Source organism: Thermus brevis (assembly GCF_026427635.1).
GTDB lineage: Bacteria > Deinococcota > Deinococci > Deinococcales > Thermaceae > Thermus > Thermus antranikianii.
Map to the genome: position 1 here is coordinate 701,412 of NZ_CP102606.1, position 12,813 is coordinate 714,224.

Annotated in this window: 18 protein-coding genes and 1 tRNA gene; 13 read left to right on the top strand and 6 right to left on the bottom strand. The window is 66.1% G+C overall.

What is annotated here, in order from left to right; translation table 11 throughout:
- Positions 1-97 precede the first annotated feature (97 nt).
- Positions 98-1,036 (bottom strand): threonine/serine dehydratase family protein, encoded by a 939-nt coding sequence (locus KQ693_RS03990; protein ID WP_267261990.1) that lies wholly within the window; start codon positions 1,034-1,036, stop codon positions 98-100.
- Between the two features lie 60 nt (positions 1,037-1,096).
- Between KQ693_RS03990 and secG the strand changes: the two genes are divergently transcribed.
- The 9 genes from secG (at position 1,097) to rsfS (ending at position 6,019) form a co-directional block, all read left to right on the top strand.
- A complete protein-coding gene (gene secG / locus KQ693_RS03995; protein WP_015716208.1) occupies positions 1,097-1,324 on the top strand; it encodes a preprotein translocase subunit SecG in 228 nt (75 codons plus the stop codon).
- Between the two features lie 36 nt (positions 1,325-1,360).
- Positions 1,361-1,436, top strand: a tRNA-Ala gene (locus tag KQ693_RS04000).
- A 189-nt stretch (positions 1,437-1,625) separates the two neighbouring features.
- Positions 1,626-1,931 (top strand): 50S ribosomal protein L21, encoded by a 306-nt coding sequence (gene rplU, locus KQ693_RS04005; RefSeq protein WP_267261991.1) that lies wholly within the window; start codon positions 1,626-1,628, stop codon positions 1,929-1,931.
- 3 nt (positions 1,932-1,934) lie between these two features.
- Positions 1,935-2,192, top strand: a complete 258-nt coding sequence (gene rpmA, locus KQ693_RS04010) for a 50S ribosomal protein L27 (protein ID WP_015716231.1) — start codon at positions 1,935-1,937, stop codon at positions 2,190-2,192.
- Between the two features lie 18 nt (positions 2,193-2,210).
- Complete coding sequence (obgE, locus tag KQ693_RS04015; protein ID WP_267261992.1) at positions 2,211-3,464, top strand: GTPase ObgE; 1,254 nt, start codon at positions 2,211-2,213, stop codon at positions 3,462-3,464.
- 27 nt (positions 3,465-3,491) lie between these two features.
- The gene (gene nadD, locus KQ693_RS04020; RefSeq protein ID WP_267261993.1) at positions 3,492-4,052 is read left to right on the top strand and encodes a nicotinate-nucleotide adenylyltransferase; all 561 of its coding nucleotides are present in this window, start codon (positions 3,492-3,494) and stop codon (positions 4,050-4,052) included.
- Positions 4,027-4,584: a bis(5'-nucleosyl)-tetraphosphatase (symmetrical) YqeK gene (yqeK, locus tag KQ693_RS04025; protein WP_267261994.1), complete on the top strand. Its 558-nt coding sequence runs from the start codon at positions 4,027-4,029 to the stop codon at positions 4,582-4,584. Before nadD ends, yqeK begins: the two co-directional genes overlap by 26 nt.
- On the top strand, positions 4,574-5,671 hold the full coding sequence (locus tag KQ693_RS04030; protein WP_267261995.1) for an LCP family protein: 1,098 nt from the start codon (positions 4,574-4,576) through the stop codon (positions 5,669-5,671). Before yqeK ends, KQ693_RS04030 begins: the two co-directional genes overlap by 11 nt.
- Positions 5,672-5,677: 6 nt before the next feature.
- Positions 5,678-6,019, top strand: a complete 342-nt coding sequence (gene rsfS, locus KQ693_RS04035) for a ribosome silencing factor (protein ID WP_105318048.1) — start codon at positions 5,678-5,680, stop codon at positions 6,017-6,019.
- Between the two features lie 17 nt (positions 6,020-6,036).
- Here the strand turns inward: rsfS and KQ693_RS04040 are convergent, their stop codons facing one another.
- A complete protein-coding gene (locus KQ693_RS04040) occupies positions 6,037-6,588 on the bottom strand; it encodes a Uma2 family endonuclease (RefSeq protein WP_267261996.1) in 552 nt (183 codons plus the stop codon).
- Between the two features lie 6 nt (positions 6,589-6,594).
- Positions 6,595-6,876, bottom strand: coding sequence for a hypothetical protein (locus tag KQ693_RS04045; RefSeq protein WP_267261997.1), 282 nt, complete (start codon positions 6,874-6,876; stop codon positions 6,595-6,597).
- A 21-nt stretch (positions 6,877-6,897) separates the two neighbouring features.
- Here KQ693_RS04045 and panC point away from each other — a divergent pair, with 21 nt between their 5' ends.
- Together panC and KQ693_RS04055 are read left to right on the top strand one after the other, a co-directional pair.
- Complete coding sequence (panC, locus tag KQ693_RS04050) at positions 6,898-7,728, top strand: pantoate--beta-alanine ligase (RefSeq protein WP_267261998.1); 831 nt, start codon at positions 6,898-6,900, stop codon at positions 7,726-7,728.
- Positions 7,725-8,834 carry a type IV pilus twitching motility protein PilT gene (locus KQ693_RS04055; protein WP_267261999.1) on the top strand — a complete coding sequence of 370 codons (1,110 nt, stop codon included), beginning with the start codon at positions 7,725-7,727 and terminating at the stop codon, positions 8,832-8,834. Before panC ends, KQ693_RS04055 begins: the two co-directional genes overlap by 4 nt.
- On the opposite strand, the gene KQ693_RS04060 is transcribed toward KQ693_RS04055, so the two are convergent.
- Genes KQ693_RS04060 through KQ693_RS04070 form a run of 3 tightly spaced genes read right to left on the bottom strand, consistent with a single transcriptional unit; the run spans position 8,831 to position 10,517 of the window.
- The gene (locus KQ693_RS04060) at positions 8,831-9,199 is read right to left on the bottom strand and encodes a PIN-like domain-containing protein (protein ID WP_267262000.1); all 369 of its coding nucleotides are present in this window, start codon (positions 9,197-9,199) and stop codon (positions 8,831-8,833) included. The genes KQ693_RS04055 and KQ693_RS04060 overlap by 4 nt on opposite strands.
- Before the next feature lie 44 nt (positions 9,200-9,243).
- Positions 9,244-9,972, bottom strand: a complete 729-nt coding sequence (locus tag KQ693_RS12910) for a DUF433 domain-containing protein (RefSeq protein WP_323808513.1) — start codon at positions 9,970-9,972, stop codon at positions 9,244-9,246.
- An 11-nt stretch (positions 9,973-9,983) separates the two neighbouring features.
- The gene (locus KQ693_RS04070) at positions 9,984-10,517 is read right to left on the bottom strand and encodes a Uma2 family endonuclease (RefSeq protein ID WP_267262002.1); all 534 of its coding nucleotides are present in this window, start codon (positions 10,515-10,517) and stop codon (positions 9,984-9,986) included.
- Positions 10,518-10,539: 22 nt separating this feature from the next.
- Between KQ693_RS04070 and KQ693_RS04075 the strand changes: the two genes are divergently transcribed.
- Together KQ693_RS04075 and KQ693_RS04080 are read left to right on the top strand one after the other, a co-directional pair.
- A complete protein-coding gene (locus tag KQ693_RS04075) occupies positions 10,540-11,814 on the top strand; it encodes a thymidine phosphorylase (protein WP_267262003.1) in 1,275 nt (424 codons plus the stop codon).
- A 65-nt stretch (positions 11,815-11,879) separates the two neighbouring features.
- Positions 11,880-12,812, top strand: coding sequence for a M23 family metallopeptidase (locus KQ693_RS04080; protein WP_267262004.1), 933 nt, complete (start codon positions 11,880-11,882; stop codon positions 12,810-12,812).
- The last annotated feature ends 1 nt before the right edge of the window (position 12,813 follow it).

Below are 12,813 nucleotides of genomic sequence, written 5' to 3' on the forward strand. Positions count from 1 at the left end.
CTCCGCCTTTCCAGGGAAAGAAGTCCCGCCTTGCGCCGGGGCTGGGCTTAGGGGCGCGGGATCATCCTGGAAAATGCCGCATCGCCATGTCGGATTTTCAAGGATAAACCCCAAACCCCCGGTTTCCCCCCGAAAGGAGGAGGGCCAGGACCTGAGGGAGCCTTCCCCCATGCTCCAGCACCGCCGCCAGGGGCAGGGCCCCGGTGGGCTCCACCACCTGCTTCGTGCGGGTGAAGAGGAGGCCCTCGGCTTCCAGGATGGCCTCCTCGCTCACTGTGAGGATGGCGTCCACCCTCCTCTTCAGGATGGGGAAGGTGTGCTGGCCCAAAGCCAGGGTCCTTACCCCGTCCGCCCGGGTTTTGGGGGCTTGGGAGAGGTGCACGATCTCGCCTTCTTCCAGGCTCCTTCTGGCGTCGTCCGCCCCTTCGGGCTCCACCCCCAGGACCAGGGTGCTTGGGGAGAAGGCCTTCACCGCCGTGGCCACCCCGGCGATGAGCCCCCCTCCGCCCACCGGGACCAAGACGGCCTCCGGGAAAAGGCCCATCTCCTCTGCCTGGGCCATGAGCTCCAGCCCGGCGGTGCCTTGGCCGGCCATGACCAAGGGATCGTCAAAGGGGTGGATGAAGGCGTAGCCGGTTTCCTCCAGGAGGGCCCTGGCCACCTCCTCCCGGTTTTCCACCGTGACCCCCTGGTCCACCACCTGGGCCCCGTAGGCCCGGGCCGCCTCCTTCTTGTAGGGGCTTGCCTCCTCGGGCATGACGATGAGGGCCTTGACCCCCAGGATCCGGGCGGCGAAGGCCACCCCCTGGGCGTGGTTGCCGCTACTCACCGCAAGAAGCCCCTTGGGGTTTTCCAGGGTCAGGGCCTTGGAAAGCGCCCCCCGGGCCTTGAAGCTTCCGGTCTTTTGCAGGTGCTCGGCCTTGAGGAGGAGGCGCTTGCCTAGTAGCTCATCCAAGAGCCTCGAGGTGAGGAGGGGTGTGCGGTGGATGTAGGGGCGGATGCGCCGGTAGGCGGCATGGATCTCGGTAAGCTCCACACCTCTTTATACCGCGCCCGGGTGGACACGCCCTTCGCCCCGCGCTAAAGTGGTAGGGGTATGGACTTCCTTTACACCTTGGTCATCCTTCTTTACCTGGGCGTGGCAGGGCTTTTGGTCTACCTGGTCCTGGTGCAGGAGCCCAAGCAGGGCGCCGGGGACCTCATGGGGGCTTCCGCGGACCTCTTTTCCGCCCGCGGGGTCACGGGGGGGCTTTACCGCCTGACCATCCTCCTGGGGGTCATCTTCGTGGCCCTGGCCCTGGTGATCGGCCTCTGGACCCGTTGACAAAAGCCTTCCCCCTCGGTACCATAGGCGTTGCCTGGGGCCGTGGCGCAGTTGGGAGCGCGCCTCAATGGCATTGAGGAGGTCAGGGGTTCGAATCCCCTCGGCTCCACCAGGAACCCCCTGGGGAAACCCAGGGGGTAAGGCTTTTACCGTAAGGCCCGGATCCCCAAAAGGAGGAAGAGCAGGTTGGCCCCTCAAGCTCGAGGTGGCGGGGTAGCTTCCTGGTTGCTTGAAGTAAGCGGTTGGGTTGGGTATAGTAGAAAGCCGGTAGCCCCTTCGGGGGCTTTGGGAAGGGGAAGCCATGTTCGCGATCGTCAAGACCGGTGGCAAGCAATACCGGGTGGAGCCCGGGCTGAAGCTGAGGGTGGAGAAGCTCGAGGCCGAGCCCGGAAGCGAGGTCACGCTTCCCGTCCTCCTCCTGGGGGGCGAGAAGACGGTGGTGGGGGTTCCCTTCGTGGAGGGGGCCAAGGTGGTGGCGGAGGTGCTCGCTCACGGCAAGGGCAAGAAGATCACCATCTCCCGCTTCAAGGCCAAGGTGCAGTACCGGAGGAAGAAGGGCCACCGCCAGCCCTACACGGAGATCCTCATCAAGGAGATTCAGGGGTGAGCCATGGCACATAAAAAGGGTTTGGGTTCCACCAAAAACGGCCGGGACTCTCAGGCCAAGCGCCTTGGGGTGAAGCGGTATGGGGGCCAGGTGGTGAGGGCCGGGAACATCCTGGTCCGCCAGCGGGGCACCCAGTTCAAGCCCGGCAAGAACGTGGGCATGGGCCGGGACTTCACCCTCTTCGCCCTGGTGGACGGGGTGGTGGAGTTCCAGGATAAGGGGCGGCTAGGCCGCTACGTGCACGTGCGTCCCTTGGCGTAGGCCCAAGGGGCGGTCTGGATGTTCCGGGATGTCCTGACAATCACCGTCGTCGCCGGCAGGGGTGGCGACGGTGCCATCTCTTTCCGCCGGGAGAAGTTCGTGCCCAAGGGGGGCCCCGACGGGGGGGATGGGGGGCGTGGGGGTAGCGTCTACCTCCGGGCCAGGGGAAGCGTGGACTCCCTCTCGGAGCTTTCCAAGCGCACCTACAAGGCGGAGGACGGGGAGCACGGCAAGGGAAGCGGCCAGCACGGTCGGGCCGGGCAGGACCTTTACATAGAGGTGCCCCGGGGAACCCGGGTTTTCGATGCGGATACCGGGGAGCTTCTCGGGGACCTCACGGAGGAGGGCCAGGTCCTCCTGGTGGCCAAGGGGGGGGAGGGAGGCCGGGGGAACATGCACTTCGTCACCCCCACCCGCCAGGCCCCCCGGTTCGCCGAGGCGGGGGAGGAGGGGGAGAGGAGGAGGCTTCGCCTCGAGCTCATGCTCATCGCCGATGTGGGTTTGGTGGGCTACCCCAACGCCGGCAAGTCCAGCCTGCTCGCCGCCACCACCCGGGCCCATCCCAAGATCGCCCCCTACCCCTTCACCACCCTCTCCCCCCACCTGGGGGTGGTGGAGGTGGGGGAAGAGGAGGGGGAGCGCTTCACCCTGGCGGACATCCCCGGGATCATCGAGGGGGCAAGCCAGGGGAAGGGCCTGGGCCTGGAGTTCTTGCGCCACATCGCCCGCACCCGGGTGTTGCTCTACGTTCTGGACGCCGCCGAGGAGCCCTTAAAAACCTTCCGCACCCTGCGCAAGGAAATAGAGGCCTACGACCCCGCTCTCCTCAGGCGGCCTAGCCTCATCGCCTTGAACAAGGTGGACCTCCTCACCCCCAAGGAGGTGGAGGAGAGGGTGGCGGAGCTGGCCCAGGAGGGGCTTCCCGTCCTCCCGGTGAGCGCCCTCACAGGGGAGGGTTTGGCGGCGTTGAAGGAAGCCCTCCTCAGCCTGGTGAAGGCTACCCCGGCCCCCGAGCTTCCCAGGCCGGCCCCCAGGGCTCTCGTGGAGGCAGGGGTGGAGGTGGTGCCCCTGGAGGAAGGGGTGTACGAGGTGCGCTCCCCTGCCCTGGAGCGGTACCTGAGCCGGCTCAAGGGGGATCTCTCCGAGGCGGCGGGCTACCTGCAGGAGGTCTTCCGGCGCCAGGGGGTGGAGGCGGCCCTCAAGGCCAAGGGGGTGCGGGCGGGGGATATCGTGCGGATTGCGGGGCGGGAGTTTGAGTACATCCCGGGGTAAAGGCGGCTTGACCACGGAGGTTGAACCTTGCGCATAGGCCTTTTCGGCGGGAGCTTCGATCCCATCCACCTGGGGCACCTTTTGGCGGCGGCGGAGGCCCGGGCGGCCTTGGGGCTGGACCTGGTCCTCTTCGTGGTGGCGGCCCGCCCCCCCCACAAGACCCCGGTGGCCCCGGCGGAGGCCCGCTACGAGATGGTCCTCCTGGCCACGGCGGAGGAGAAGGGGTTCTTGGCCTCGAGGCTGGAGCTGGACCGGCCGGGCCCAAGCTACACCGTGGACACCCTAAGGGAGGCCAGGAGGCTCTTCCCGGAGGATGAGCTCTTCTTCATCACCGGGGCCGATGCCTACCGGGATGTCCTCACCTGGAAGGAAGGGCACCGGCTTCACGAGCTGGCCACCCTGGTGGCCGTGGCCCGGCCCGGCTACCCCTTGGAGGGGATGCCGGTGCCCGTGGTGCCTTTGCTGGTGCCCGAGGTGGGGATATCCAGCACGGAGATCCGGAGGCGGATCCGGGAAGGAGAGAGCATCCGCTTCTGGGTGCCCAGGCCCGTGGAGGTGTACCTTGAAAAGCACGGTCTCTACCGCTGAGCTGGAGGAGAGGGTAAAGGCCTTGGTCCGGCCGGAAAGGTGGGCGCACATCCAGAGGGTGGCGGCCCTGGCCCGGGAGATCGCCCTTAAAAACGGCCTGGACGGGGAGCGGGCTTACCTGGCGGGGCTTCTCCACGACGCCGCCCGGGATCTGGGGGAGGAGGAGCTCCTTAGGCTGGCCTCCCCGGAGAACGAGGTGGAAAGGGCCCATCCCCTTTCCCTCCACGGCCGGGCGGCCCGGGTTCTGGCCGAGGCCTGGGGGGTAAGGGACGAGGAGGTTTTGGAGGCGGTGGAGGGGCACGTGTACGGGGTGGACCCCCAAAACGGCCTGGGCATGGCCCTCTACATCGCCGATATCTCCGAGCCCGGCCGGGGGGTGAACGGGGAGATCCGGGAGCTCGCCCTTTCGGGGAGGCTCCTCGAGGCCTACCGCCTGGCGGTGGGGAACAAGGTGGCCTACCTCACCGCCAAGGGCATTCCCCTGCACCCCAGGACCCTGGCCGTGTACCGCCGCTTGCAGGATGCGCCCTAGGCTTTCCCTCCTCCTCCTTTCCCTGGCCCTTTTCGCCCTCGGGGGGGTGCTCTCCTGGCCGCGGCCGGGGGAGGAGGAAGGGGTGCGGCCCAGGAGGGCGGGGGCCTTGCCCGAGATGGGGGTGGTGGTGGCGGCCCGGGACATCGAGTACTGCGGCTACCACACCCCATGCGGCCCGGGAAGCCGCACGGACACCATCTTCTACGTGCGCCTAAGGGGAGGGGAGGCCAGGGCCTTGGCCATTCCCCGGGACCTCTATAGCCCGGTGGTGGGGGGCAAGGTCAACGCCGCCTACGCCCGGGGCGGGGCGGAGCTTTTGAAGCAGGCGGTGGCGGAGGCCACGGGCCTGGTGGTGGAAAGGCACCTCATCCTCACCCTGGAAAGCGTGGCCCGGGTGGTGGACGCCGTGGGGGGGGTGGAGGTCTACCTGGAGCGCCCCATGCGCTACACCGACCGGGCGGCGAGGCTTTTCATCGACTTCCCCGCGGGAAGGCTTCACCTAAACGGGGAGGAGGCGGTGCGGTACATGCGCTTCCGCCACGACGCCCTGGGGGATTACGCCCGGTTGGACCGCATCAAGGGGGTGGTTTCCCAGGTGCTCAAGAAGGCCCAGAACCCCCGCACCTGGCCGGCCTTGGCCCTGGCCCTAAGGGAGGCCTGGCGGGAGCTGGACACCGACCTTTCCCTGGAGGAGGTTTTGGCCTATCTGCCCGGGGTCCAGGGCCTGAGGCTTTCCGTGGCCACCCTGCCCACCCGGGAGGGGAGGGGGACCTTCCTCCTGGTGAACGAGGAAGCCCGGGCCCAGGTCCTGGCCCAATGGATGGGGATGGCCCCGCCTTCCTCCCCGCCCCAGGTTCCCGTGCGCCTGAGGGGGGAAAGGAGCCTGGTCCTTTGGGGCCAAGCCCTTCTTGCCCGGGAGGGAATCGAGGCCCAGGTGGAGGAGGCGGAGGTGGCGCAGAGCGCGGTCTACACCAAGGACCTCGAGGCCGGAAGCTACTTCGCCGAGCTCTTCCACCTGCCCCTTCTTGCGCCCCACGGACCGGTTCCCGGGGTGGTGGTGGAGCTCGGGCGGGACCTGGTACAATAGCAGTAGATGGTAAAGACCCTCGAGGCAGTGGAGCTGGTAGCGAGGATCAAGGATCTCCTTTGGGAAAAGAAAGCGGAAAAGGTGGTGGCCCTGGACCTCCGGGCGGTGTCCGAGAGCCTGGACTACTTCGTCCTGGCCAGCGCCACCAGCACCCCCCATCTCCAGGCCCTGGAGCGCCACGTGCAGGAGAAGCTGGAGGAGGAGGGGCTTCGCCCCAGGCCCACGGAGGGGCAGAGCCCCCGCTGGGTGGTCCTGGACTACGGGGAGGTGGTGGTCCACCTCATGACCCCCGAGGCCCGGGAGTACTACGACCTGGAGGGGTTCTGGGCGGATGCCGAGAGGATATGAGGACCCAGACCCTGGGCCTAGTCCAGGGCCGAGTAGATGGCTTCTAGGTCCAGGGACATGTCCAGACAGGGCAGGGGCACCTGGCCGCCGGCGTAGCGCTTCAGGCTGAAGCCCTTCCCCTCGCGGAAATACCCTTCAAGGCCCTTCCTTTCCGGGTCCAGGAGGAGATAGGCCTGGAGGCTTTCCAGGCTCAGATAGGCCCGCATCTTCTCCCAGCGGTCCTGGGCCTCTGTGGAAGGGGAGAGGACCTCGAGGACCAGGCAAGGGCGTTCCTCCAAAAAGGGGTTTTCCCCTGGGGGGCCGCAAACCACCATGAGATCGGGGTAGTAGACGGTGTCGGGGGCCACCTTGAGCTTAAAGGTTTCCGCATGGACCCGGCACCCCTTTTCCCGGGCCCGGGGGAAAAGGGCCGCCACCAGGGCCACCACCAGGAGGTTGTGGCGGCGGCTGGCCCCGGCCATGGCCCTGGGGAAGCCCCGGACCAGCTCGTGGCGCACGGGGTTTCGGGCCTCCTCCTCCAGGTAGGCCTCGAGGGTCAGGGGGCGGCGGATCTCTGCGGGCTCAGCCATCTGCCCTCATTTTATCCGGGGTGGGGCCAGAGGCCCCATGATGAAGCGCTGGAAGAGGAGGTAAAACCCCAGGTAGACGAGGAGCTGGAACCAGAAGGTCTGGGCCCAGGCTAAGCCCAAGGCGGCGACGGCGATGAGGAGGAGGGTGGCCGCCACCATAACCAAGGTGGTGCGGAGAAAGACCCCGGGAAAGTATTTAAGGGCTTCCCGAAAGGTCTTGGGCCGCCTTTCCTCCCATTCCTTCAGGGCTTTCTTCTTGAGCTTTTCCTCGCGCTTCTTCTTGCCCACGGGGAAAGTATACTGAGCCCCGTGAAGGTGGCGCACACCGTGGCCGAGCTAAGGCAGGCCCTCCCCCGGGAGGGGGTGGGGTTTGTCCCCACCATGGGCTACCTCCACCGGGGGCACCTGGCCCTGGTGGAAAGGGCCCGGAAGGAGAACCCCTTTGTGGTGGTCTCCATCTTCGTGAACCCCCTGCAGTTTGGCCCCGGGGAGGACTACCACCGCTACCCCAGGGACCTGAAGCGGGACCAGGCCCTTTTGGAGGAGGCGGGGGTGGATCTTCTCTTCGCCCCTAGCGTGGAGGAGATGTACCCGGCGGGCTTCTCCACACGGGTCAGCGTGGAGGGTCCCCTCACGGCTCTTTGGGAGGGGGCGGTGCGCCCCGGCCACTTCCAGGGGGTGGCCACGGTGGTGGCCAGGCTTTTCCTCCTGGTGGGGCCGGACCGGGCCTACTTCGGGGAGAAGGATTACCAGCAGCTTCTGGTGATCCGCAAGATGGTCCGGGACGTGGGCTTTCCCCTGGAGGTGGTGGGGGTGCCCACGGTGCGGGAGGAGGATGGGCTTGCCCTTTCCAGCCGCAACGTGTACCTTTCCCCGGAAAGGCGCAAGGAGGCCACGGTGCTTTACCGGGCCCTGCAGGCCATGCGGGAAGCAGCCTTAAGGGGGGAAGGCGTGGCCGAGGCCTGGGGGAGGGGGGAGGAAGTGCTTAGGGAGGCTCCCCAGTTCCAGCCTGACTACCTGGCCATCGTCCACCCCGAGACCCTTCTCCCCCTCTCCCGCTTTGTCCCCGGGGCCAGGGGGATTGTGGCGGGCCGCTTCCCCGAGGTGCGCCTGATCGATAACCTGGAGGTGTACCCATGAGCGAGGCTTCTTCCCAGGAGGGCAGGCAGAGCCTCTTGGAGATGTTCAAGGCCATGGTCCAGGCCCGGGCCTCGGACATCCACCTGCAGGCGGGGGCCCCGCCCGTGATCCGGGTGGACGGCAAGCTGAAGCCCTTCGGCAACCGGCCCCTGACCCCCAAGGACCTCGAGGCCATCGCCAAAGCCCTCCTCACCCCGGAGCAGTGGGAGGAGGTGGAGTACCGCAAGGAGCTGGACTTCGCCTACACCATCCCCGGAGTGGCCCGCTTCCGTTGCAACCTCCTGAGGCAGAGGGGAAGCTTCGGCCTGGTGATGCGGGTGGTTTCCGAGGTCATCCCCAGCTTCGAGGCCCTGGGCCTGCCCCGGGAGGTGATGGAGGGGCTGGCCGGCAAGGAGCGGGGGCTTATCCTGGTCACCGGGCCCACGGGTTCAGGGAAAAGCACCACCCTGGCGGCCCTCATCGACCACATCAACCTGCACTACGCCAAGAACATCATCACCATAGAAGACCCCATAGAGTTCTTGCACAAGCACAAGAAGAGCCTGGTGGTCCAGCGGGAGGTGGGGCTGGACACGGATAGCTTCTACTCGGGCCTCAAGTACGCCATGCGCCAGGACCCGGACGTGATCCTCATCGGGGAGATGCGGGACAGGGAAACGGTGGAGGCCGCCCTCATGGCGGCCCAGACCGGGCACCTGGTGCTTTCCACCCTGCACACCCTGGACGCCGGGCGGACCATCAACCGCATCATCGAGTTTTTCCCCCTGCACGAGCACCAGCAGGTGCGCATCCTCCTGGCGGAGTCCCTTCTTGGCATCCTCTCCCAGCGCCTGCTGCCCCGGGCGGACGGCAAGGGGCGGGTTTTGGCCCTCGAGGTCCTCATCGCCACCCCCTACGTGCGGGAGCTCATCAAGGATGAGGACAAGACCCCCCAGATCAAGGAGGCCATGATGGAGGGTTCCATCCACGGGATGCACACCTTCGACCAGCATTTGGTGGAGCTCTACACCCAGGGGCTCATCTCCCTGGAGGACGCCCTTTCCGCCGCCACCAGCCCCCACGAGTTCAGGCTCCTCCTCACCAAGGCCACGGGGCAGGCGTACTAGGGGCCTAGGTGCTTTAGACCATAGCGTTTTCTGTCTCCTTTGTGAATGACCTGGAATCGAGCCACAAAGGGAGGAGGGGTTTTGTTTATGAAGCGCTCAACTTGGGCTTGGGCTTTTGCAAATTCTTCAGCAACTTGAAGAAGCCAGCCCGGCGTGCGCTGGCTGGGGTTGGGCAGGAGGATCACCCTAGCTCCATACACTAAAAGCATGGTCTTTTCTACCTTGTTGAAGCGGATCCTTTCGTCCAGAGTTAGGATCACCCACCCTTGTTGGCTTACATGGGGGATCCAAACTTCATCTCGCTCTTCTTGCCGGAAGTGTTCATCGTGGAGCTCCACAGTAAGCCCGAGCTCTCGCAGTCGCATGGGGAACTTTCGGCCAAGATTCCGGTCGCAAAAATAGGTAGGTTTCACGCAGCCCTACCCTCGAAAACCACAGCTTCCTTTACGTCTTCTACGTTAAGGCCGTAGTCTTCGGCTAGGAACTCCGGGGTTTCGCCGGAATCGTAACGAAGCGCGATGATGCGGGTTCGAATGCCTTTCACAGTGGGCGCGCCGAAGGCTACTTCTGGGTCCAATACGATTCGGTCGCTGCGTATTTGTCCGGCTACGGGAGGATGGAAGCGAAGAGGCCTTCCCCAGACATCCCGATCTACCCTGGCCAAATAGCGTTCCAGGATTTCCTCTAGGGCTAGCTGACCAGAACGGGTTAAAGACAGCAATCCCTCGGGATCCTTAATGAAAACATCCCCTAGACCGGTTTTCAGGTCAAGCAGGAGCGGGCGGGTGACTCCTAGATGTTCCTTGGCATACTCCACCATGCGGCGGATTTTGGCCATGGAGATGCGATGTTCCTCTCTTAATGCGGCGAGGACATTGGCTTCCACCAAATTGTGAAAGGAGAGGAGGGAGCCTCCTTGCGGAGGGACGATCAACGGGGTAGACCATTTTTTCCCATGATGGGTAGCGTAGCTTCGCCCGCGCACCCAGGTGTGCAGGGTGGCTGGGGGAATACCCAGGTAACGGGCAGCTTCGCGCAGGGTATAGAGGGGCCGGTCCCGAGGATCCAAGCTGAGCACTTCAAGGTGCGGACTTTGCCCGTGACCCATCTCCCTCCTTTTGGATTTCCGCTCGCCCATCGGTCACCAGATTACCACGCATTTAGGGTCAGCCAGGGAATGCGCACCCCAGGGAAGTGGAGGGGTTCGGCCTCCTCGCCCGGGAGAAGGATGCGGTGTTCCGTGTAGAGGCCTTCCTTGGGATGGCGGAAGACGTGGAGGCGGTTTTCTGAGAGGTCGAGAATCCACACCTCGGGGATTCCCGAGCGGGCATAAAGGGGAAGCTTTACGTTCCGGTCGTAGTCCAGGCTGGACTCGGAAACCTCCACCAGGAGCAGGATGTCCTCGGCGCTGGGGAGGGCCTCCCAGTAGTCCTTGGGCTTGAGGAGGGCGATATCGGGCTGGGGCTCGGAGCCCGGGGGCAGGCGCACGGGATTTTGCGGCCAGACGCGGGCTTTATCCCCCAGGGCCTGAGCGAACCGGGTAACCAAACGGGCCACCACCTCGGCATGCTTCGGACCGATAGGGCTCATCTGGTACACCTCCCCGTCCAGAAGTTCCACCCCCGTGACCCCCTGGAAGAGGCGCTCGAACTCCTCGATCCCAAACCGGTACCGCTGGGCCATAGCCCTAGCGTAGCATGGGGGCATGAACCCGGTGCAGTTCATCCGCGAGAAGCGGGAGGGCCTGAAGCACAGGCGGGAGGACCTGAAGGCTTTCCTCGAGGGCTACCTGAAGGAAGAGGTGGCGGACTACCAGGTATCCGCCTGGCTCATGGCCGCCTTCCTGAGGGGCCTGGACCCAGAGGAAACCCTTTGGCTCACCGAGACCATGGCCTATTCCGGTAAGGTCCTGGACCTCTCCCACCTGCCCCACCCCGTGGATAAGCACTCCTCCGGGGGGGTGGGGGACAAGGTGAGCCTGGTGGTGGGGCCCATCCTGGCGGCGGCGGGGTGCACCTTCGCCAAGATGTCGGGCCGGGGCCTGGCCCACACCGGGGGGACCATCGACAAGCTGGAGTCGGTGCCGGGCTGGCGGGGGGAGATGACGGAAGGGGAGTTTCTGGAAAGGGCTGAGCGCATCGGCCTGGTCATCGCCGCCCAAAGCCCGGACCTGGCCCCCTTGGACGGTAAGCTCTACGCCCTAAGGGATGTCACGGCCACGGTGGAGAGCATCCCCTTGATCGCCAGCTCCATCATGAGCAAGAAGCTGGCGGCCGGGGCCAGGAGCATCGTCTTGGACGTGAAGGTGGGCAAGGGGGCCTTCATGAAGACCCTGGAGGAAGCCCGGCTTCTCGCCAAGACTATGGTGGGGATCGGCCAGGGGGCGGGGCGAAGGGTTAGGGCCCTCCTCACCAGCATGGAGGCCCCCCTGGGCCGGGCGGTGGGGAACGCCATAGAGGTCCGGGAGGCCATAGAGACCCTGAAGGGGAAGGGACCGCAAGACCTCCTGGAGGTGGCCCTGCGCCTTGCGGAGGAGGCCTTAAGGCTTGAGGGGCTGGACCCGGGCCTGGCCCGTAGGGCCTGGGAAAGCGGCAAGGCGCTGGAAAGGTTCCAGGCCTTCCTCGAGGCCCAGGGGGGAAACTCCCGGGTGGTGGAGGACTTCTCCCTGCTTCCCCTGGGGGAGGAGCTTCCTCTCGCCTCGGAGAAGGAGGGCGTGGTGCAGGAGGTGGATGCCTACCGGGTGGGCCTGGCGGTCTTGGCCCTGGGGGGCGGGCGTAAGAAGAAGGGGGAGGCCATCGACCACGGGGTGGGGGTCTATCTGCTGAAAAAGCCCGGGGACCGGGTGGAAAGGGGGGAGGTTCTGGCCCTGGTCTACCACCGCGGGAAGGGCCTGGAGGAAGCCCTGGCCCACTTAAGGGAGGCCTTCCAGCTGGGACTTTCGGCAAGCCCCCTGCCCCTGGTCCTGGATGCTTTGCCCTGAGGCCGAGATAGGGTTGCGCGGGGCAGGTGGCGGTGGGGTGGGGTGTACAGGGTATACTCTTCCGGATGAAGCGGCAGGCTAGGAGGCCCTTGCGCTATACCCTTCTCCTCGCCCGAAGCGGCGGGGGGAGCCGGGCGGTGTCCCTGCCGGGGTGGGCCGTGGCCCTCTTCTTGGCCCTCCTGACCCTTTGGACCGGGGCCAACCTCTACCTCTGGCATAAGAGCCGGGAGGCCCGAACCCTGGAGGTTCGCCTCCAGGCCCTTTCCCAGGAGGCCCGGAGGCTTTCCTTGGCCCTCGAGGCGGAGCGGGCCAAAAACGGCGCCCTTTCGGAGGAGGCCAGGCGCACCAAAAAGGAGCTTGAGGAGATCAAGAAGGCCATAGAGGAGCTCCGCCGCCGGGCGGGGCTTTCCCCCTTGAACGCCCTTCCCGTGCGCTACCAGGAAGGGGGCCAGGGGGGTGGGGCTGTGGCGGCCTCCCCCGAGGAGTCCCTGGCGGGCTGGGCGGAGGTGCGGGCCGAGGTCCTGGACTTAAAGAACCAGCTTAAGGAGGTGGTGCCGGCCCTGGAAAGGACCCTGGAGGTGGAGCGAAGCCTCCCCCGGGGCCTGCCCCTAAGGGGCTACGAGGGGATCACCTCCTTCTTTGGCATGCGCAAGAACCCCTTCGGCCCGGGGTACGAGTTCCACGACGGCCTGGACCTCTCCGCCCCTTATGGCGCCCCCGTCTACGCCACGGGAAGCGGGGTGGTGGCCCGGGCCGGCTGGATGGGGGCCTATGGCCTCGCCGTCCTCCTGGACCACGCCGAGGGGTACCAGAGCCTCTACGGCCACCTTTCCCGCATCCAGGTGCGTCCCGGGCAGAAGGTGGAGAAGGGGCAGGTCCTGGGGTACGTGGGCTCCACGGGCCGCTCCACCGGCCCCCATCTCCACTACAGCGTCTACCGCTACGGTTCCCCCCGGGATCCCAGGCCCTACCTAGACCCCCTTTGGGCCTCCCGTTAAA

Coding starts and splice junctions, on each gene's coding strand:
- secG (WP_015716208.1), top strand. CDS start 1,097: ATGGACTTCCTTTACACCTTGGTCATCCTTCTTTACCTGGGCGTGGCA.
- KQ693_RS04055 (WP_267261999.1), top strand. CDS start 7,725: ATGAGCGAGGCTTCTTCCCAGGAGGGCAGGCAGAGCCTCTTGGAGATG.
- rpmA (WP_015716231.1), top strand. CDS start 1,935: ATGGCACATAAAAAGGGTTTGGGTTCCACCAAAAACGGCCGGGACTCT.
- KQ693_RS12910 (WP_323808513.1), bottom strand. CDS start 9,972: ATGGGCGAGCGGAAATCCAAAAGGAGGGAGATGGGTCACGGGCAAAGT.
- KQ693_RS04070 (WP_267262002.1), bottom strand. CDS start 10,517: ATGGCCCAGCGGTACCGGTTTGGGATCGAGGAGTTCGAGCGCCTCTTC.
- KQ693_RS04080 (WP_267262004.1), top strand. CDS start 11,880: ATGAAGCGGCAGGCTAGGAGGCCCTTGCGCTATACCCTTCTCCTCGCC.
- KQ693_RS04075 (WP_267262003.1), top strand. CDS start 10,540: ATGAACCCGGTGCAGTTCATCCGCGAGAAGCGGGAGGGCCTGAAGCAC.
- KQ693_RS04040 (WP_267261996.1), bottom strand. CDS start 6,588: ATGGCTGAGCCCGCAGAGATCCGCCGCCCCCTGACCCTCGAGGCCTAC.
- obgE (WP_267261992.1), top strand. CDS start 2,211: ATGTTCCGGGATGTCCTGACAATCACCGTCGTCGCCGGCAGGGGTGGC.
- rplU (WP_267261991.1), top strand. CDS start 1,626: ATGTTCGCGATCGTCAAGACCGGTGGCAAGCAATACCGGGTGGAGCCC.
- rsfS (WP_105318048.1), top strand. CDS start 5,678: ATGGTAAAGACCCTCGAGGCAGTGGAGCTGGTAGCGAGGATCAAGGAT.
- KQ693_RS04060 (WP_267262000.1), bottom strand. CDS start 9,199: ATGCGACTGCGAGAGCTCGGGCTTACTGTGGAGCTCCACGATGAACAC.
- KQ693_RS04030 (WP_267261995.1), top strand. CDS start 4,574: ATGCGCCCTAGGCTTTCCCTCCTCCTCCTTTCCCTGGCCCTTTTCGCC.